The 18,174-nt window shown below is 73.3% G+C and carries 15 protein-coding genes; 5 read left to right on the forward strand and 10 right to left on the reverse strand.

All coding sequences use genetic code 11. The annotated features are described in order from the left end of the window. Positions 1–42 precede the first annotated feature (42 nt). Positions 43–1,980: a Stk1 family PASTA domain-containing Ser/Thr kinase gene (gene pknB / locus ACUW6W_RS05355; RefSeq protein WP_237069081.1), complete on the forward strand. Its 1,938-nt coding sequence runs from the start codon at positions 43–45 to the stop codon at positions 1,978–1,980. A 24-nt stretch (positions 1,981–2,004) separates the two neighbouring features. Here pknB and ACUW6W_RS05360 read toward each other — a convergent pair whose 3' ends face one another. Both ACUW6W_RS05360 and ACUW6W_RS05365 read right to left on the reverse strand, forming a co-directional pair. Next, complete coding sequence (locus ACUW6W_RS05360; protein WP_036316682.1) at positions 2,005–3,417, reverse strand: class II 3-deoxy-7-phosphoheptulonate synthase; 1,413 nt, start codon at positions 3,415–3,417, stop codon at positions 2,005–2,007. Between the two features lie 71 nt (positions 3,418–3,488). Further along, a complete protein-coding gene (locus ACUW6W_RS05365) occupies positions 3,489–4,196 on the reverse strand; it encodes a lysophospholipid acyltransferase family protein (protein ID WP_036384573.1) in 708 nt (235 codons plus the stop codon). Between the two features lie 68 nt (positions 4,197–4,264). Here ACUW6W_RS05365 and ACUW6W_RS05370 point away from each other — a divergent pair, with 68 nt between their 5' ends. Both ACUW6W_RS05370 and ACUW6W_RS05375 read left to right on the forward strand, forming a co-directional pair. Further along, complete coding sequence (locus tag ACUW6W_RS05370) at positions 4,265–5,035, forward strand: alpha/beta hydrolase (protein ID WP_170080066.1); 771 nt, start codon at positions 4,265–4,267, stop codon at positions 5,033–5,035. A 114-nt stretch (positions 5,036–5,149) separates the two neighbouring features. After that, on the forward strand, positions 5,150–6,988 hold the full coding sequence (locus ACUW6W_RS05375; protein ID WP_036340491.1) for an AMP-dependent synthetase/ligase: 1,839 nt from the start codon (positions 5,150–5,152) through the stop codon (positions 6,986–6,988). A gap of 61 nt (positions 6,989–7,049) precedes the next feature. Here the strand turns inward: ACUW6W_RS05375 and ACUW6W_RS05380 are convergent, their stop codons facing one another. The 8 genes from ACUW6W_RS05380 to ACUW6W_RS05415 all read right to left on the reverse strand — a co-directional run bounded on the left by ACUW6W_RS05380 (position 7,050) and on the right by ACUW6W_RS05415 (position 16,799). Then, a complete protein-coding gene (locus tag ACUW6W_RS05380) occupies positions 7,050–8,513 on the reverse strand; it encodes a mycothione reductase (RefSeq protein WP_036316674.1) in 1,464 nt (487 codons plus the stop codon). An 82-nt stretch (positions 8,514–8,595) separates the two neighbouring features. After that, positions 8,596–12,114: a pyruvate carboxylase gene (locus ACUW6W_RS05385; RefSeq protein WP_095347340.1), complete on the reverse strand. Its 3,519-nt coding sequence runs from the start codon at positions 12,112–12,114 to the stop codon at positions 8,596–8,598. A gap of 110 nt (positions 12,115–12,224) precedes the next feature. Continuing rightward, positions 12,225–12,788, reverse strand: a complete 564-nt coding sequence (locus tag ACUW6W_RS05390) for a MerR family transcriptional regulator (RefSeq protein ID WP_012750924.1) — start codon at positions 12,786–12,788, stop codon at positions 12,225–12,227. A gap of 212 nt (positions 12,789–13,000) precedes the next feature. Continuing rightward, on the reverse strand, positions 13,001–13,516 hold the full coding sequence (locus ACUW6W_RS05395; RefSeq protein WP_078025830.1) for a bifunctional nuclease family protein: 516 nt from the start codon (positions 13,514–13,516) through the stop codon (positions 13,001–13,003). Continuing rightward, a complete protein-coding gene (gene ftsR, locus ACUW6W_RS05400) occupies positions 13,509–14,252 on the reverse strand; it encodes a transcriptional regulator FtsR (protein ID WP_052001255.1) in 744 nt (247 codons plus the stop codon). Before ftsR ends, ACUW6W_RS05395 begins: the two co-directional genes overlap by 8 nt. A 12-nt stretch (positions 14,253–14,264) precedes the next feature. Then, complete coding sequence (locus ACUW6W_RS05405) at positions 14,265–14,690, reverse strand: FHA domain-containing protein (RefSeq protein ID WP_036340500.1); 426 nt, start codon at positions 14,688–14,690, stop codon at positions 14,265–14,267. A gap of 101 nt (positions 14,691–14,791) precedes the next feature. Beyond that, on the reverse strand, positions 14,792–15,178 hold the full coding sequence (gene gcvH / locus ACUW6W_RS05410; RefSeq protein ID WP_002854607.1) for a glycine cleavage system protein GcvH: 387 nt from the start codon (positions 15,176–15,178) through the stop codon (positions 14,792–14,794). Positions 15,179–15,263: 85 nt separating this feature from the next. Next, positions 15,264–16,799: a peptide MFS transporter gene (locus ACUW6W_RS05415; RefSeq protein WP_036316670.1), complete on the reverse strand. Its 1,536-nt coding sequence runs from the start codon at positions 16,797–16,799 to the stop codon at positions 15,264–15,266. A gap of 100 nt (positions 16,800–16,899) precedes the next feature. Here ACUW6W_RS05415 and ACUW6W_RS05420 point away from each other — a divergent pair, with 100 nt between their 5' ends. Both ACUW6W_RS05420 and ACUW6W_RS05425 read left to right on the forward strand, forming a co-directional pair. Then, positions 16,900–17,421: an adenine phosphoribosyltransferase gene (locus ACUW6W_RS05420; RefSeq protein WP_206496797.1), complete on the forward strand. Its 522-nt coding sequence runs from the start codon at positions 16,900–16,902 to the stop codon at positions 17,419–17,421. A 76-nt stretch (positions 17,422–17,497) separates the two neighbouring features. Continuing rightward, positions 17,498–18,010 carry a helix-turn-helix domain-containing protein gene (locus ACUW6W_RS05425; protein WP_206496798.1) on the forward strand — a complete coding sequence of 171 codons (513 nt, stop codon included), beginning with the start codon at positions 17,498–17,500 and terminating at the stop codon, positions 18,008–18,010. Positions 18,011–18,174: the final 164 nt, after the last annotated feature.

Consider the following 18,174-nt stretch of genomic DNA (forward strand, 5'->3'; position numbering starts at 1 on the left):
GACCGCCCCGAGGGGGTCCGCCGCCTGTCCTACCCTGGGACGATGAGCAGCGCACGCCGGGACCCCCTCGTGGGGGACATCGTCGACGGCCGCTACCGAGTCGTCGAGCGGCTGGCCCGGGGCGGCATGTCCACCGTCTACCTGGCCGTGGACGAGCGTCTCGACCGCGAGGTGGCGCTCAAGGTCATGCACCCGCACCTGGCGGAGGACCCCGTCCTCGTCGGCCGGTTCGAGCAGGAGGCCAAGACGGCGGCGCGGCTGTCCCATCCGCACGTCGTCGCGGTCCTGGACCAGGGCCACACCGAGGCCGAGGACGGCGACGTGCTGGCCTACCTCGTGATGGAGCACGTGCCCGGCCGCACGCTGCGCACCGTCATCCGGGACCGTGCACCGCTCTCACCCCGGGAGGCGCTGCGGTTCCTGCGTCCGCTCGTCGACGGCCTGGCCGCCGCGCACCGCGCCGGGCTGGTGCACCGGGACGTGAAGCCCGAGAACGTGCTCGTCCGCGACGACGGGCGGGTGACGGTCGCGGACTTCGGCCTGTCCCGTGCCGCCACGGCCCACACCCTGGCCGGGCAGGCCGTCGTGGGCACGCCCGCCTACCTCGCCCCCGAGCACATCGCCGGGGCGCCCGCCGACGCCCGCTCCGACGTGTACGCCGTGGGCATCATCCTGTTCGAGCTGCTCACGGGCCGCCAGCCGTACACCGCGGCGACCGCGTTGCAGGTCGCCTACCGGCATGTCCACGAGCGGGTCCCCGTGCCGTCCACGCTGCACCCCGGGCTCCCCGAGGATCTCGACGACCTCGTGCTGTGGTGCACCGAGCCGGACCCGGCCGACCGGCCCGCCGGTGCCGGCGAGCTCCTGCACCGCATCGACGCCGTGGCGGCGGGCCTGGACCCCGACGAACCGGACCGCCACCCCGCCGAGGGCCCGGATGCGGAGCCGGCGGTGGGCGCCCCCGCCGCCGATGGCCCCGAGGACGCAGCCCCGGACGGGAACCTGGAGACCCGGGCCCTCGACGCCGGCGACCACCACGCGACGCGCCTGCTCCCCGCCCTGGCCGAGTCCGACCTCGACGCGGACATGACCGACGTCATCGACACCCGTGCGGCGACGCGCGGGGCCGACCGGCGGCCCGCCGCGCATCCGGCGGAGCCGATCGGCCCGCTCGGGCTCGACCCCGCTCCGGCGGACCGGCATCCGGGGCGCGAGTCCCCGCGGCGGCTGCGTCGGGCGGCCCGCCGCCCCGCCCTCGACCTCGGCCAGGGCACCGGCCGGACCGCCGCGATCGGCGCGGCCGTGACCCTGCTGCTCACCGGCGTCGCCCTGCTGCTGGGCTGGACGCTGGGCTCCGGCGGCCTCGGAGTCGGAGGTGTGGCGGTGGTCCCCGACCTCGACGGGCTGGCCCGGGAGGCGGCGGAGGAACGGCTGACCGCCGCGGGCTTCACCGCGGCGGTCACGGCCCGGCACGACGAACTCCGCACGGAGGGCACGGTCGTCGCCAGCTCGCCCGCGGCCGGGGAGCCGGCAGGGCGCGGCACCCCCGTCGAGCTCACCGTCTCCGCCGGCCCCGCGCCGGTGCCGGTGCCGGACCTGACCGGCGTCGTGATCCGGCGGGCCCACGGCGTGGCCCGGGACGCCCGATTCACCGTGGAGGTCGCGGAGCGCCGCACCGATCCCGCAGTGCCGGCCGGGGCCGTGATCGAGCAGCACCCGGCCCCCGGCGAGCAGGCGACGCCGGGCACCGCGGTCCGCGTGGTGCTCTCCGAAGGCCGCGCCGTGCGCCCGGTGCCGGACGTGACCGGGCAGGATCCGGAGATGGCGGGCACGACGCTGGCGGACGACGGCTGGGACGCCCGCGTGCATCGCCTGCCGCTGCCGCTCTCCGGCCGGGGCGAGTCCCGGGTCCTGCACCAGTCCCCCGCCGCCGGGACCGCCCTGCCCGAGGGCACCGCGGTCCACGTCTGGGTCGGCTGAGCCGGGGCGTGCCCGGCCGCGCGGTCAGGCCCGCGGCGCGCGGCGCTCGGGGTGGGAGAGGGCCTCGGTGACCTTGAACGCCATCTCCAGGGACTGCTGGTGGTTCAGCCGCGGGTCGCACAGCGTCTCGTAGCGGGCGTCGAAGTCGGCCTCGTTGATCGGGTCGGAGCCGCCCAGGCACTCGGCGACGTCGTCGCCGGTCAGCTCGACGTGCATGCCGCCCGGGTGCGTGCCGAGCTCGCGGTGCACCTCGAAGAAGCCGCTGACCTCGTCCATCACGTCCTCGAACCGGCGGGTCTTGTAGCCGTTGGCCGCGGTCACGGTGTTGCCGTGCATGGGGTCGGTGACCCACACCGGCTCCAGCCCCGCGTCCCGGACGCCCTCGACGATGCCGGGGAGCACGTCCCGGATCCGCTCCGCGCCCATGCGGGTGATGAAGGTCAGGCGGCCCGGCTCGCGCTCCGGGTCCAGCCGCTCGGCGAGCTCGAGCGCGTCCGCGACCGTGGTGGTCGGGCCGAGCTTCACGCCGATCGGGTTGCGGACCCGGGAGAGGAAGTCGACGTGGGCGCCGTCCACCTGGCGGGTGCGCTCGCCGATCCACAGGAAGTGGGCGCTCGTGGCGTAGGGGTCGCCGCTGCGCGAGTCCACGCGGGTCAGGGCGCGTTCGTAGTCGAGCAGGAGCGCCTCGTGGGCCGAGTAGAACTCGGTGCGGCGCATGGCCTCGAAGTCCACGCCCGCGGCGTTCATGAAGCGGACCGCGCGGTCGATCTCGGCGGCCATCTCCTCGTACTGGGCGTAGGCCGGGTTGGCCATGAAGCCCTGGTTCCACTGGTGCACGCTGCGCAGATCGGCGAAGCCGCCCTGGGTGAAGGCGCGGACCAGGTTCAGGGTGGAGGCGGAGGTGTGGTAGGCCTGCACCATCCGTCGGGCGTCGTGCCGGCGGGCCTGCTCGGTGAACTCGTAGCCGTTCACGATCTCGCCGCGGAAGCTGGGCAGCGTGACGCCGTCGCGGGTCTCCGTGTCCGAGGACCGCGGCTTCGCGAACTGGCCGGCGATCCGGCCCATCTTCACGACCGGCATGGAGGCGCCGTAGGTCAGCACCGCGGCCATCTGCAGGATGGTCTTCACCCGGGCGCTGATCCGGTTGGCGGTGGACCCGGCGAACGTCTCGGCGCAGTCGCCGCCCTGCAGGAGGAACGCGCGGCCCTGGGCGACGTCGGCCAGACGGGCGCGCAGCAGGTCGACCTCGCCCGCGAAGACGAGCGGGGGCAGGGCGCTCAGCTCGGCGACGGCGGCGCGGTGATCGGCCTCGTCCGCCCAGGACGGCGCCTGCGCGATCGGCAGCGAGCGCCAGTGGTCCAGGCCGGGGATGTCGGCGGCGCCCTCCGAGATGGCGGTGCCGAAGGCCAGGATCTTCTCGCGGGGGTCTTCAGTCATGTGCACCAGGCTAGGGGCCGCGTGCCGCGCCCCGGTCTGAGCGTCCCCGGATGACGACGCGCGGGCCCCGCTCAGTCGCGGGCGCGTGGCGGAGCGGCCGTACGGCCCGCCTTCACGTCCGCCGCGTAGGTGTCCACGTACTCCTGGCCCGACAGGCGCCGGATGGCCTCCATGATCTCGTCCGTCACCTCCCGCAGCACCCGGGGGTCGCCGACGGCCTCGGCACGGTCGGAGAAGTCCAGCGGCTCACCGAAGATCATGCCCAGGCGCCGGATCCGCGGCAGCACATGGCCGATCGGCTGGACCTGGTCCGTGCCGATCATCGCGATGGGCACCACGGGCGCGCCCGAGGCCAGCGCGAGCTTGGCCACGCCGATCTTGCCGCGGTGCAGCCGCCCGTCCGGGCTGCGGGTGCCCTCCGGGTAGATCCCGAGCAGCCGGCCCTCCCGCAGCGCCTCGAGGCCCGCGTCCAGCGAGCGCAGGGACGCCTCTCCGCCGGAGCGGTCCATGGGCAGCTGGTTCGCCGCCTCGAAGAACCGGCGGGTGACCCAGCCCTTCACGCCCGGGCCGGTGAAGTACTCACGCTTGGCCAGGAAGTGCACCTGGCGGTCGAGCATGGCCGGCATGAACACCGAGTCCGAGACGGACAGGTGGTTGCTGGCCAGGATCGCCGGGCCCTCGGCCGGCACGTTCCCGAGGCCCTTCACCCAGGGGCGGAACAGCAGGCGGGTGGCCGGAGCCACGGCGAACGTCTTGGCGGACCAGTAGAACGTGGACACGAGGGCCTTCCGGTCGGGGCGGTCGGGTGCCTGCCCATCGTATGGTCCGCCTGCCTTACCCTGGCACCATGCCCCGCCCCGTCGCCGTCGCCCCCGAAGACCTCCCCCTGCGCCTCATGCCCGCCGCTCCCGCCCGGCGCGACCACTGCGTCGTGCTCCTGCACGGGTTCACCTCGACTCCGGCCTCCGTCCGCGCCTGGGCCGAGGGGCTCGCGGCAGGCGGCTCCCCCGTGAGCGTGCCCCTGCTGCCGGGGCACGGCACCCGGTGGGAGGACCTCGCCGCCACCGGTGCGGACGAGATCCGCGCCGCCGTCCGGGCCGTCGTGGACCTCGAGCTCGCCCGACACGGCCGCGTGGTCATGGCGGGCATCTCGATGGGCGGCGCCCTCGCGCTCGACGCCGCCGCCCACCGACCCGTGGCCGGGGTGCTCGTGGTGAACCCCGCGCTGCGCTTCGCCAGCCCGCTCGCCCCCTTCGCCCCGCTGCTGGCCCCGTTCGTCCCCACGGTCGCCCCGATCGCGGACGACATCGCGGACCCGACGGCGCGCGAGCGCGCCTACCCCCGCACGCCGGTGGCCGGCGTCGCCGCCCTCGGCCGCATCCAGCGGGCCGCCCGCCGCGCCCTGCCGCGGATCACCGCTCCCGTGACGGTCTACCGGTCCGCCCGCGACGCCGTCGTGCCCGCCTCGAGCCACCGGACCCTGGTGCGGGGCCTGCGCCAGGCCCCCGTGGAGGTGGTGGGACTGCCCCGCAGCCGCCACGTCGCCACGCTCGACCACGACCTGCCGCTGCTGATCGACCACGGCCGGAGCGCGGTCGCCGCCATGACGACGCACTGAGTCGCGCCCGGACCCTGCCGCTGCCGGTTGTAGAGTGTGCGTGACACGACTCACACATACTTCCGTTCCGCCGACCATCGGTCGGCGGGACCGACCCGACGCCCGAGGAGTCCCATGCACGAGATCAGCGAGCCGTACCACCACCCCCGCCTGTCCCCGGAGGCGAACATCACGGACTTCCTGGAACGCCAGGCCACGGAGCGTCCCGACCACGGCCTCTTCGCGGTGCCCGACGCGCAGGACCAGTGGACGGACGTCTCCGCCCGGGACGCCCGCGAACGCGTGCGGGCCCTGGCCAAGGGGCTCATCGCCGCCGGGATCCAGCCCGGGGAGACGGTCGGTCTCCTGGCCTCCACCCGCCTGGAGTGGACACTGGTCGACTTCGCCATCTGGTATGCCGGCGCGGTCACCGTGCCCGTGTACGAGACCTCCTCCGTCAGCCAGGTGTCCTGGATCATCGAGGACTCGGACGTGCGCGCCGTCGTGACCGGGAACGAGGACCTCGCCAAGACGGTGCGGGACGCGGTGCAGCGCGAGGGCCTGCCGGAGCTGATCGGCCTGTGGACGATGGACCCGGCCGACGGCGCCCCCGGCTCCGGCCTCGAGGCGCTCGTCGCCCTGGGCGCGGACGTCACCGATGAGGAGCTCGAGACGCGCCGGTCCTCCGCCGGCCTGGCCGACCTGGCGACCATCATCTACACCTCCGGCACCACGGGCCGGCCCAAGGGCTGCGAGCTCACGCACGAGAACTTCGCGGAGCTCGTCAACCAGACCCTGTCCTCCTCGCTCGGCGACGTCGTCCGCGAGGACACCTCCACCGTGCTGTTCATCCCCCTGGCGCACGTGTTCGCGCGCTTCGTCTCGGTGCTCACCGTCGCCGCGGGCGCACGCTGCGGGCACGTCTCGGACATCAAGCGGCTCTCGGTCTCGCTGCAGACCTTCCAGCCGAGCTTCGTGCTGGCCGTGCCGCGCGTGTTCGAGAAGATCTACAACGCGGCGCTGCTCAACGCGCAGAGCGGCGGCAAGGAGAAGATCTTCCGCCGTGGCGCGGACGTGGCGATCCGCTGGTCCCGGGCGCTGGACTCGGGCCAGATGACGGCGCCCCTGCGGCTGCAGCGCGCGTTCTACTCCGCGCTGGTCTACCGCCGGATCCGGACGGCCATGGGCGGCCGGCTCGCGTACGCGGTCTCCGGCGGCGGCCCCCTCTCCACCGACCTGGCGCACTTCTTCCGCGGCGTGGGCGTGACCATCCTCGAGGGCTACGGCCTCACCGAGACGACGGCCCCCATCACCGTGGGCCGGCCGGACCGGCTGAAGATCGGCACGGTCGGACACCCCCTCGGCGGCAACCAGGTGCGGATCGCCGAGGACGGCGAGATCCTCACGCGCGGCACGTCGCTGATGCGCGGCTACCACAACCGGCCGGAGGCGAACGAGGAGGCCTTCGAAGACGGCTGGTTCCGCACCGGCGACCTCGGGGCCCTGGACGACGACGGCTTCCTCACGATCACCGGCCGCAAGAAGGAGCTGCTGGTGACGGCCGGCGGCAAGAACGTGGCACCGGCGATGCTCGAGGACGCGATCCGCAGCGACGCGCTCGTCTCCCAGGTGATGGTGGTCGGCGACGGCAAGCCCTTCATCGCGGCGATCGTCACCCTCGACACCGACACCCTGCCCGCGTGGCTCGCCGCGAACGGGCTGCCGAAGGACCTCGACGTCGCTGCGGCCGCACGCGAGGACGCGGTGCGCCGTCACATCCAGGAGGCCGTGGACAAGGCCAACAGCCTGGTCTCGCGCGCCGAGGGGATCCGGGAGTTCCGCATCCTCGACCGCGACTTCTCCCTGGAGGAGGGCCATGTGACCCCGTCCCTGAAGATGCGCCGGTCGGCGATCATGAAGGACTTCGCCGCGCAGATCGCGGACATCTACGGGGAGCCCGCCCCGCAGAACTGAACGCCCCTCGACGACGGCGCCCGGCCCCCGCGGCCGGGCCTCGTCGTCCCCGCGGGTCCGGTCAGAGCAGACCGGAGTCCGGCACGTCCAGGCCCAGCAGCGCGTTCTCGACGACCTCGGTGAGGGCCGGGTGGGGCCAGTACTGGCCCCGCGCGAGCCGGTGGGCGTCGATGCCGAACGCCATGCCGGTCACGAGCGGCTGGATGAGGTTCGCGGCCTCGTGCCCCAGGATGTGCCCGCCCAGGATCCGTCCGGTGGCCTTCTCCGCGACGACGGTGCACACACCCTCGGTGTCCTCCATGGCCCAGCCGTAGGCGACGTCCCCGAAGGGCTGGGTCTTCACCGTGATCGCGTCCGCGCCGTAGTCGGCGAGCGCCTGCTCCACCGTGAGCCCGACGGAGGCCGCCTGCGGGTGGGTGAACACGGCCGCCGGCACGGGGCCGAGCGTGTTGGCGCGGAGGTCGTCCGGATGCTCCAGGTTGTGCGCGACGACGCGGGCCTCGTGGTTGGCCACGTGCTTGAGCTGCCACGTGTTGGCGACGTCCCCGAGCACGTAGACCCCCTCCACCGGCGCGCCGTCGGAGAGTGCGCGCTGGTGCTCGTCGCTGGCCAGGATGCCGTCGTCGGTGACGTCCAGTCCCGCGGCGGCGGGGTCGAGGCGGTCCGTGTTCGGCGTCCGGCCGACCGCGATCAGCACCGCGTCCGCCTCGATGGCCTCCTCCACGATGCCGGTCTGCTCCTGGCCCTCCGCGCGATCCAGGCGCACCCGGACCCAGCCGTCCGCGGCCCGCTCGGCGTCCTCGACCGGTTCGATCCCGGCCGGGGTCCACCCCGTGCGCAGGTCCCACCGCCGGGCCGCGATCTTCGTGAACGTCGTGGACACGGACATGTCGTGCTGCTTGAGCAGCCGGTGGCCGCGGTTGACCTGGACGACCTCGGTGCCCAGCCCGGCGAAGACGGACGCGAACTCGCAGGCGATGAACCCGCCGCCCACCACGAGCAGCCGCCGCGGCAGCCGATCCAGTCGCATGACGGTGTCCGAGGTGTGCACCGACGGCAGGTCCAGGCCCGGGATCTCCGGGAGGGTGGGCCGCGACCCCGCGGCGACCACGACCTGGTCCGCCGTGATCTCCCGACCCGAGGCGGTGCGCACGCGGCGGGGACCGACGAAGCGCACCTCCTCCTGGATCACGCTCGTGTAGTCCAGATCATCCCGGCGGTGGCGCAGCCCGTCCCGGCTGATGCCGTCGATGCGCGTGAAGATGCGGTCCCGGATGGCCGGGAAGTCGGCGCCCGTGAACTCCAGCCCCACCCCGAGGCTCCGGGCCTCGGGCGGCAGCGCCGCCAGGCTGGCCGGGTAGGCGTACATCTTGGTGGGGATGCAGCCGACGTTCAGGCAGGTGCCGCCGAACGGGCCGGAGTCGGCGATCACGACGCTCCGGCCCTTCCAGTGTTCGCTGACCAGGGAGTTCCCCGATCCGGATCCGATGATGAGCAGGTCGTGGTGTTCCGCAGTGGTGGCCATGCCTCCCAGGATAGGCACGGGCCCGGACGCGGTGGCGTCCGGGCCCGTGGGGCGGCCCGCCGGCGGCGGGCTCACGCGGGGCTCACTCGATCACGAGCAGCAGGTCTCCGCCGTTGACGGGCGTGATGCCCTCCGTGACCACGCGGCGCACGGTGCCCGCGACCTGGGCCGTGATCGCGGCCTCCATCTTCATCGCCTCGATCGTGGCCACCGCCTGGCCGACCTCGACGGCGTCGCCCTCGGCCACCTGGACGGTGACCGAGCCCGCGAACGGGGCGGCGACGTGGCCGGGGGTGCCGGGGTCCGCCTTCTCCGCGGTCCGCACGGTGGACTCGATCGAGCGGTCGCGGACGGTCATCTGGCGCAGCTGGCCGTTCAGGGTGACCATCACGGTGCGCATGCCCTTCTCGTCCGGCTCGGAGACGGACATGAGGGTGGCGAGCAGCCGCACACCGCGTCCGAGCGAGATGACGTGCTCGCGCCCGGGGACGAGGCCGTAGAGGAAGTCGCGGGTGTGCAGGGTGACGGTGTCCCCGAACTCCTCGCGGTGCGCCTCGAACTCCTTCGTGGGGCCGGGGAAGAGCAGGCGGTTCAGCACCCCGCGGCGGGTCTGTCCGGCCTCGCCGAGGGCGCTCGAGTCCTCCGCGGAGATCTCCACCATGCCCGCGCCCTCGCGGCGACCCTGGAGGGCCTTGGTCCGGAAGGGCTCCGGCCAGCCGCCGGGCGGGTCGCCGAGCTCGCCGCGCAGGAAGCCGATCACGGAGTCCGGGATGTCGAACTCCTGCGGACGCTCCGCGAACTCCTTCGGGTCCACGCCGGAGCCGACCAGCTGCAGCGCCAGATCGCCCACCACCTTGGAGGACGGGGTGACCTTGACGAGGTGGCCGAGCAGGTCGTCGGCCGCGGCGTACATCGACTCGATGGCCTCGAACCGCTCCCCCAGGCCGAGCGCGATCGCCTGCGTGCGCAGGTTGGACAGCTGGCCGCCCGGGATCTCGTGGTGGTACACGCGGCCGGTCGGGGCGGGCAGCCCCGCCTCGAAGGGCGCGTACGCCGAGCGGACGGACTCCCAGTAGGGCTCCATCGCGGTGGCGGCCTCGAGGCCGAGACCGGTGTCCCGCTCCGTGTGCTCGAGCGCCGCCACCAGGGCGGACAGCGGCACCTGGCTGGTGGTGCCCGCCATGGACGCGGTGGCCGCGTCGACGGCGTCCACGCCGGCCTCCGCCGCTGCGAGCAGGGTGGCCAGCTGACCGCCGGCGGTGTCGTGCGTGTGCAGGTGCACGGGCAGGTCGAACTCGGCGCGCAGGGCGGTGACCAGCTCGCGCGCCGCGGCGGGCCGCAGCAGGCCCGCCATGTCCTTGATCGCCAGGACGTGGGCGCCGGCGTCGACCATCCGGCGGGCGAGGCCCAGGTAGTAGTCGAGCGTGTAGAGCGTCTCCTTCGGGTCCGTCATGTTGCCCGTGTAGCACAGGGCCGCCTCGGCCACGGCGGTGCCCGTGGCACGCACCGCCTCGATGGCCGGGGTGATCTGCTCGACGTCGTTGAGGGCGTCGAAGATGCGGAACACGTCGACGCCGGACGCCGCGGCCTCGGCCACGAACGCGTCCGTCACCTCGGTGGGGTACGGCGTGTATCCCACCGTGTTGCGGCCGCGCAGCAGCATCTGGATCGGGATGTTCGGCAGCTCCGCGCGCAGCAGCTCGAGGCGCTGCCACGGGTCCTCGTGGAGGAAGCGCAGCGCGACGTCGTACGTCGCCCCGCCCCAGGCCTCCACCGAGAGCAGCCCCGGCAGGGTGTGCGCGACGGCGGGGGCGGCGGCCAGCAGGTCGCGCGTGCGGACGCGGGTGGCCAGCAGGGACTGGTGGGCGTCGCGGAACGTGGTGTCCGTGACGGCCAGCGCGGTCTGCTCACGCAGGGTGCGGGCGAAGCCCTCGGGGCCCTGCTCCAGCAGCACCTGACGCCAGCCGCGCGGGGGCACCGCGTCCTCGTTCCGGCTCGGGCCGTCGAAGGGCGAGCGGTCCGGCTCCTGGTGCTTGTCGCCCGGGTGCTCGGGGAGGCGGTCGCGAGGGTCGATGCCCTCGACGCGCGGGCCGTGCGGCTGGTTGACGGTGACGTCCACGAGATACTGCAGGGCCTTGGATCCGCGGTCCTGGGAGCGGTTCACCGTGGCCAGCTCGGGGTGCTTGTCGATGAAGTCCGTGGCGACGTCGCCGCTGAGGAACTGCGGGTCGTCCATCACGTTCATCAGGAACGGGATGTTGGTGGCCACGCCGCGCACGCGGAACTCTGCCAGGGCGCGGCGCACGCGGCGCACCGCCGTGGCGTAGTCGCGTCCGCGGCAGGTGAGCTTGACCAGCATGGAGTCGAAGTGGGGGCTGATCTCCGCACCGGCGTAGATGGTGCCGCCGTCGAGGCGCACACCGGAGCCGCCGGCCGAGCGGTAGGCGGTGATGGTGCCGGTGTCCGGGCGGAAGCCGTTGGCCGGGTCCTCGGTGGTGATGCGGCACTGGATGGCGAAGCCGCGGACCTGGAGGGCGTCCTGGGTGATGCCCAGCTCGGGCAGGGTGGCGCCGGCGGCGATGCGCAGCTGCGCGCTCACCAGGTCCACGTCCGTGACCTCCTCAGTCACGGTGTGCTCCACCTGGATGCGGGGGTTCATCTCGATGAACACGTGCTGGCCCGCACGCTCGCCCGCCGTGTCCACGAGGAACTCGACGGTGCCCGCGTTGACGTACCCCATCTCCTTGGCGAAGGCGACGGCGTCCCGGTGCAGGGCCTGCCGGATCTCCTCGTCCAGGTTCGGGGCCGGGGCCATCTCGATGACCTTCTGGTGGCGGCGCTGGAGCGAGCAGTCCCGCTCGAAGAGGTGCACGACGTTGCCCTCGCCGTCGGCGAGGATCTGGACCTCGATGTGCCGCGGCCGCAGGACGGCCTGCTCGAGGAACACGGTGGGGTCGCCGAAGGCGGTGTCCGCCTCGCGCATCGCGGCCTCGAGGGAGCCGCGCAGGTCCTCGCGGCGCTCGACGCGGCGCATGCCGCGGCCGCCGCCGCCGGCGACGGCCTTGACGAAGATGGGGAAGCCGATCTCCTCGGCCTGCTCCAGGAGCCACTCGACGTCGGCGCTCGGGTCCGAGGAGGCCAGGGTGGGGATGCCCGCGCGCTTGGCCGCGCGCAGGGCCTCGACCTTGTTGCCGGTCAGCTCGAGGACGTCGGCGGGCGGGCCGACGAAGGTGATCCCGTTCTCGGCCGCGGCGCGGGCCAGGCCGGCGTTCTCCGACAGGAAGCCGTAGCCCGGGTAGATCGCGTCGGCCCCGGCGTCCTTGGCCACGCGGATGATCTCGTCCACGTCGAGGTAGGCGCGCACGGGGTGGCCCTCGTCGCCGATGCGGTAGGCCTCGTCCGCCTTCTGGCGGTGGATCGAATTGCGGTCCTCGTAGGGGAAGACGGCGACGGTGCGGGCGCCCAGCTCGTAGCAGGCGCGGAAGGCGCGGACGGCGATCTCGCCGCGGTTGGCCACCAAGACCTTGGAGAAGACGGCGCCGGCTCCGGTCGACCCGGCCGCGTCCTCTGGAGGGGTGAAGTTCTCGACAGGTGCGGTCATGGTTGGCAGTGTGTCACACCGCGCCGGAGTTCCGCCTCATGTCGCGCACAGTCACCGTTGCGAGACGAAAGATGACTGGCTCGGCCCTCCGGGGCGCCCGCGGTGGAGGGTCAGGCGGAGCGGCGGGCCCGACGCCGCCCGGCCAGCTCGTCCCCCGGCTCGGGGGCGCCCACCACGCTCTCGCGCGGCAGCTCGGCGAGGCTGCCCTCGACCTCGCGCCACACGCGGCCGACGGCGATCCCGAAGACGCCCTGGCCGCCCTGGACGAGGTCCACGACCTCGTCTGCCGAGGTGCACTCGTACACCGAGGCGCCGTCGCTCATCAGGGTGATCTGCGCCAGGTCCTCGACACCCCGCTCGCGCAGGTGGCCCACGGCGGTGCGGATCTGCTGGAGCGAGACGCCGGTGTCCAGGAGGCGCTTGACCACCTTGAGGACGAGGATGTCGCGGAACGAGTACAGCCGCTGGGAGCCGGAGCCGGAGGCGCTGCGGACCGTGGGGGCCACGAGATCCGTGCGGGCCCAGTAGTCGAGCTGGCGATAGGTGATGCCGGCGGCCTTGCACGCGGTGGGACCGCGGAAGCCGACGTCGTCGCCCTGGGTCCTGCCCTCGTCGAAGAGCGTGCCCTGGGCGCCGAGCGCGGGGGGCCGGCCAGGACCTGCAGTGGGTGTCACGGGGAACCTCCTGGTGCGGGGCCCCCGGTGCGGGGAGGGGGACGCGACCGTCGTGTGCCGCCGGTGACCGTGGCGGCGCTCCCCGGTGACCGTGGGGAGGGCGACGGAGGCGCTCCGGGTGGCGGGGCCCTCTTCCCCTCGAAGGTACGCGCGGGTCCGGGGACGGTCAACGAAGCCGGCGGCGAGACCGCGCCGTGTCGCGCCGGCTCCGCTCAGGCGAAGTCCTCGGGGCGCACCGTGTCCAGGAAGTCGCGGAAGTCCTCGACGGCGCGCTCCTGGCCGGCGTCCTCCTCCCCCGTCCGCGCCGGCATGCCGGCGTCCGCGAGCACGGCGGGGCTGCCGAGCACGGGGGCGTCGGCGCGCAGGGCGACCACGACGGCGTCCGACGCGCGGGCGTCGACCCGGGCGCCGGTGGAGAGCACGAGCTCGGCGTGCACGACCTCGTCGCGGACCTCGGTGAGCCGCACCCGCACGACCTCGGCGCCCAGGGCGTCCACGGCGGCCAGGAGCAGCTCATGGGTGAGGGGCCGGGGCGCGCGGACGCCCTCGAGCGCGAGCGCGGCGGCGGCGGCCTCGGGCGCGCCCACCCACAGCGGGATCATCGTGCGGCCGGGCGGATCCACCAGCAGGATCACGTGGTGCTGTTCGGGCAGCTCGACGCGCACGCCGAGCACGGAGAGCGGCACGTCGCCGGCGTCGTCGGCGGGCACGGGGCGCGGCTCAGTCATCCCACTGCTCCAGCCCCACGGCCACGAGGGCCGCATGCAGCCGCAGGCTGGCCTGCGCGATCTCGCGTGCCGAGCGGGCCACGCGGGGGCGGGTGCCGGCGTCGCGGCGGGCCTGCAGCGGGGCGACGGCGCGCTCCACCAGGCCCAGTTCGCGGTCGGCCGCGGCCCGCAGCGGGCGCAGGTGCCGGGGCTCCAGGCCGTGGCCCGCGAGCACGACGGCGGCCCGGGCCACGTCCATCGCGTGGCTCGGGTAGCCGCCGTCGGGATCGACGGGCAGGAGCGAGTACTGATCCAGCTCGGCCAGCAGCTCCTCGCCCGCCCCGGATTCGGCGGCGAGCTCGGCGCGGGTCCACGACCGGCGGCCCCCGGCGACCTCGCGGCCGAGCCGCGCCGCGTCCGAGGACGCCGGGACCGCCGCGGTCCCGGGCAGGCCGGTGGGGCGTTCGCCGCGGTCCAGCGCGGCCAGGTGGTCGGCGATGACCTTGAGCGGCAGGAAGTGGTCGCGCTGCAGCGCGAGGACGAACCGGAGCCGGTCCACGTCCTCGGGCCGGAAGCGCCGGTAGCCGGCGGGGGTCCGCTCGGGCAGCACGAGGCCGCGGTCCTCCAGGAAGCGCACCTTGGACGCGGTGACGCCGGGGAATTCGGCTTCGAGGGCGGCCACGACCTCGCCGATGCCCAGCCGGCCCGCAGGGCGGGCGGTGGGGACGGCGTCGGGGAGCGGGCGCGGATCGATCACGGGGATGACGGCTCAGCCCCGCGCCGGCGCGGCGTAGTACGTGAGCCGGTACTTGCCGATCTGCACGTGCATCCCGGAGCGCAGCAGGATCTCGTCCACCCGGTCGTGGTTCACGAAGGTGCCGTTGAGGGAGTTCAGGTCCACGAGCCGATGGCCACCGTCCTCGGCCCGGAACTCCGCGTGACGACGGGAGACGGTGACGTCGTCGAGGAAGATGTCCGCGTCCGGGTGGCGCCCCACGGAGACCACGTCCTTGTCCAGGAGGAAGCGGGCGGACTGGTCCGGGCCCTCGTGGGCCAGCAGCAGCGCGGAACCGGCCGGGAGGGCGCGGATCGCGTCCGACTCCTCGCGGGTGAGGTCCGCCGAGACCAGCGGTGCCAGCTCGGTGAGGTTGATGGCGGAGGTGGACAGGTCCGGTTCACGTCCGGGCTGGTTCATGGGGTGCTCCTGTGCGGCGGCCGGCGCCGCGGCGCCGGAGGGAGAGACGAAGGGGACGCCGTCGCCCCGCCGGCCGGCGGCGGGGCGACGGCGGACGGGGCTCAGCTGGTGTGCGAGGCGTAGCCCTCGGCGTCCATGAGGCCCTCGAGCTGGGCCTCGTCCGCGAGGGTGATCTCGAACAGCCAGCCGCCCTCGTAGGGGGCGGAGTTGACCAGGCCGGGCTCGCCGTCGAGCTCGTCGTTGACGGCGGCCACGGTGCCGGAGACCGGGGCGTAGATGTCCGAGACGGACTTCGTGGACTCGACCTCGCCCACCGCGGTGCCCGCGGTGACCTCGGTGCCGACCTCCGGCAGGTCCACGTACACGACGTCACCCAGCGCATCCTGGGCGAAGTCGGTGATGCCCACGCGGACCGTGCCGGCGGCACCGGCCTCGGCGATCCACTCGTGCTCGGCGGAGTACTTCAGGCCTTCGGGGATGGAGCTCATGGAGTGCGCGTCCTTTGTGTGGTCGGGAGGGATGACGTCGTCTCGCAGACTACCGAGCGGCGCGTGATTCGCGCCACTGGCGTGCTCAGAGCACGCCGCGCATGCCGCGACGCACCGGCTTGGCGATGGCCAGCACGATCAGGCCCACGCCGAGGGTGACCGCACCGATCGTGCCGAAGTAGCCCACCTCGTTCTGCTCCGAGTAGGAGCCGGCCAGGGAGCCGGCCAGGGCCGTGCCCAGGGCGACGGACAGGTTGTACAGCGACACCATCATCACCGGGAAGCTGCGCGGGGCGACCTTGGTGGCCAGGGAGAGGCCCACCGGGGAGACGAGCAGCTCGCCCATGGTGCAGACGAAGAGGATCAGCGTCAGCCACAGCAGCGGCACGGCGGCGACGTCGGCCACCGGGATGAACAGCAGGAAGGCGATGCCGATCAGGACGATGCCGATGCCGAACTTCACCGGGGTGGCGGGCTGGCGGGTGCCCAGCTTGGTCCACAGCGCGGCGAACACCGGGGCGAACACGATGATGAAGATCGGGTTGATGGAGTTGACCCACTCCATGGGCATGAGCCAGCCGAACAGGTTCCGGTCGAGGCGGTGCTCGGAGTACAGCGCGATCACGGTGAACTGCTGCTGGAAGAGGGCGAAGAACACGGACGTGCCGATGAACAGCGGGATGAACGCCTTCACGCGCGAGCGCTCCTCCTCCGAGACCTTCGTCGAGGTCAGCAGGACCGCGAAGATCGCGATGGCCGCGACGGCGGCGAGCACGACGACGGCGTCGGAGAGGTTGTCCAGGGTGATGACGTCCGTGAGGAACAGGGCCACGACGACGGCGACCATCCCCAGGCCGATCAGGCCCCAGCGGCCGTACTGCGACCGCGGCAGCGGATCCGGGACCCGGTGCACGTCCGTGGGCAGGTTCTTGCGGGTCAGGGCGTACTGCGTCAGGCCGATGGCCATGCCGGCGGCGGCGAGGCCGAAGCCCACGTGGAAGCCCATCGTGTCGCGCGCCAGGCCGGTGAGCAGCGGGCCGAAGAGGGCGCCGATGTTCACGCCCATGTAGAAGATGGAGAAGCCGGCATCGCGCTTGGGGTCCTCGCGGGAGTACAGGGAGCCGACGAGGTTCGTGGCGTTGGCCTTGAGGCCGCCCGAACCGACGGCGACGAGCACGAGGCCCAGGGTCAGGCCCGGGACGCCCGGGACGAGGGCCAGCGCGATGTGGCCCAACATGATCCCGACGGCGCTGACGAACATGGTGCGCTCGGAACCGAGCAGGCGGTCGGCGACCCAGCCGCCGAGGATGCAGAACACGTACACCATGCCGCCGTAGGCGCCGACGATGCCCGTGGCCACGGCCGGGTCGATCCCGAGGCCGCCCTCCGCGGCGGTCCAGGACATGTAGTACACGAGCATCGCCTGCATGCCGTAGAAGGAGAAGCGCTCCCACAGCTCCACGGAGAACAGGTTCGCCAGCGGGCCGGGCTGGCCGAGGAACGGGCGGCCGCGCCAGTCGGGGGTGGCGTCGTCGGGACGGGTGGCCGTCGACGCCGCCACGCGGGCGGACGGCTCGACGTCGGGCACGCGGCCCGCGAGAGGATTCTGGGGATTTTCCACCGATCTACTGTCCTCCCCTGAGGGAGCCAGAGCAAACTCCCCGCCCGATGACGCCGATCACATCCGCGGCCCGGGCGGCGTACGTCCTAGAGTGGAGGCCGTGTCCGTCACCTCCGAGATCGCCCGTGCCCGCTCGCTCATCCGTGTGGTCCCCGACCATCCCAGCCCGGGCGTGGCCTTCCAGGACATCACGCCCCTGCTCGCCGACGCCCGCGCCCTGAGGGAGTGTGTTGAGGCCCTGGTGGCGCCGTTCGAGGGGCGGTTCGACCTCGTGGCCGGCCTCGAGGCCCGCGGGTTCCTGCTCGCCGGGGCGGCCGCCGTCCTGACAGGCACCGGCCTCGTGCCGCTGCGCAAGGCCGGGCGCCTCCCGGCGCCCGCAGCCCGCGCGGACTACACGCTGGAGTACGGGACCGCGAGCATCGAGGTCTCCGAGGACCTGCGGGCCGGGTCACGGGTGCTCCTGCTCGACGACGTCCTCGCCACGGGCGGCACCCTCGCCGCCGGCCGACGGCTCATCGAGGCACGGGGTGCGGAGGTGGTGGGCGCGGCCTGCCTGCTGGAACTCAGGGCCCTCGGCGGCCGGGCCGTCGTGCCGGACACGCACGTGCTCTTCCCGGCCTGAGCGTCCCCGCCCAGCCGACGGAGAGTGGCGGACCAAGCTGCCCCGCCCCCGGGCACGACGAAGCCGGAGCCCTGCGTTGCAGGACTCCGGCTTCGTCGATGTGGTCGCCCTTATTGACCTCTGTTCCCGTAAATATCCAACAGGGGTAGAAACCGAGAATCTGCGCCGGATCAGGGGTTCTCACGACAGCACTCGAACGACAGGTGCGGACACCTTGCCGGACGACGCTCAAACCTCTCACCCTGTCGCGGCTCCTCGCCGCAAGTGGAAGCGCCTGAACGACGAAGCTCGCGCGCAGGTGGTCGCACGGTACTCGGCAGGTGACACGACGACAGCCTTGGCGAAGGACTACGACGTCGCCAAGTCCACGATCATCGGTATCCTTCGAGCCAACAACGTTGTCGTCCGCCGCCAGCCGATGACAGCAGACCAGGTGAGTGAAGCTGCCCGCCTCTACGAGTCCGGCCTCTCCCTGTCACAGGTTGCCGAGGCACTCGGCGTGAACCAGGAGACCATGCGGGTGGCGGTCATCAAGGCAGGGGTCGTTCTTCGCGAGCCAACCAAGGCGAAAATACCGCAGTCAGACTGAAGGTATGGATCTCACGCTCAACGACGCACAGCTCCTCGTTCTCCAGTGGGTCGCAGACGGCGCCGATCTTGAGCCGCCCCCTTCATTCGGTCCGGACGTTCTGTGAGTCGTCGGTTTCCATTTGATGGGTGCACTGCCGAGCGTACTCGGCTGGGGTTAGGTAG

Source organism: Micrococcus sp. 093350064-1 (assembly GCF_053627955.1).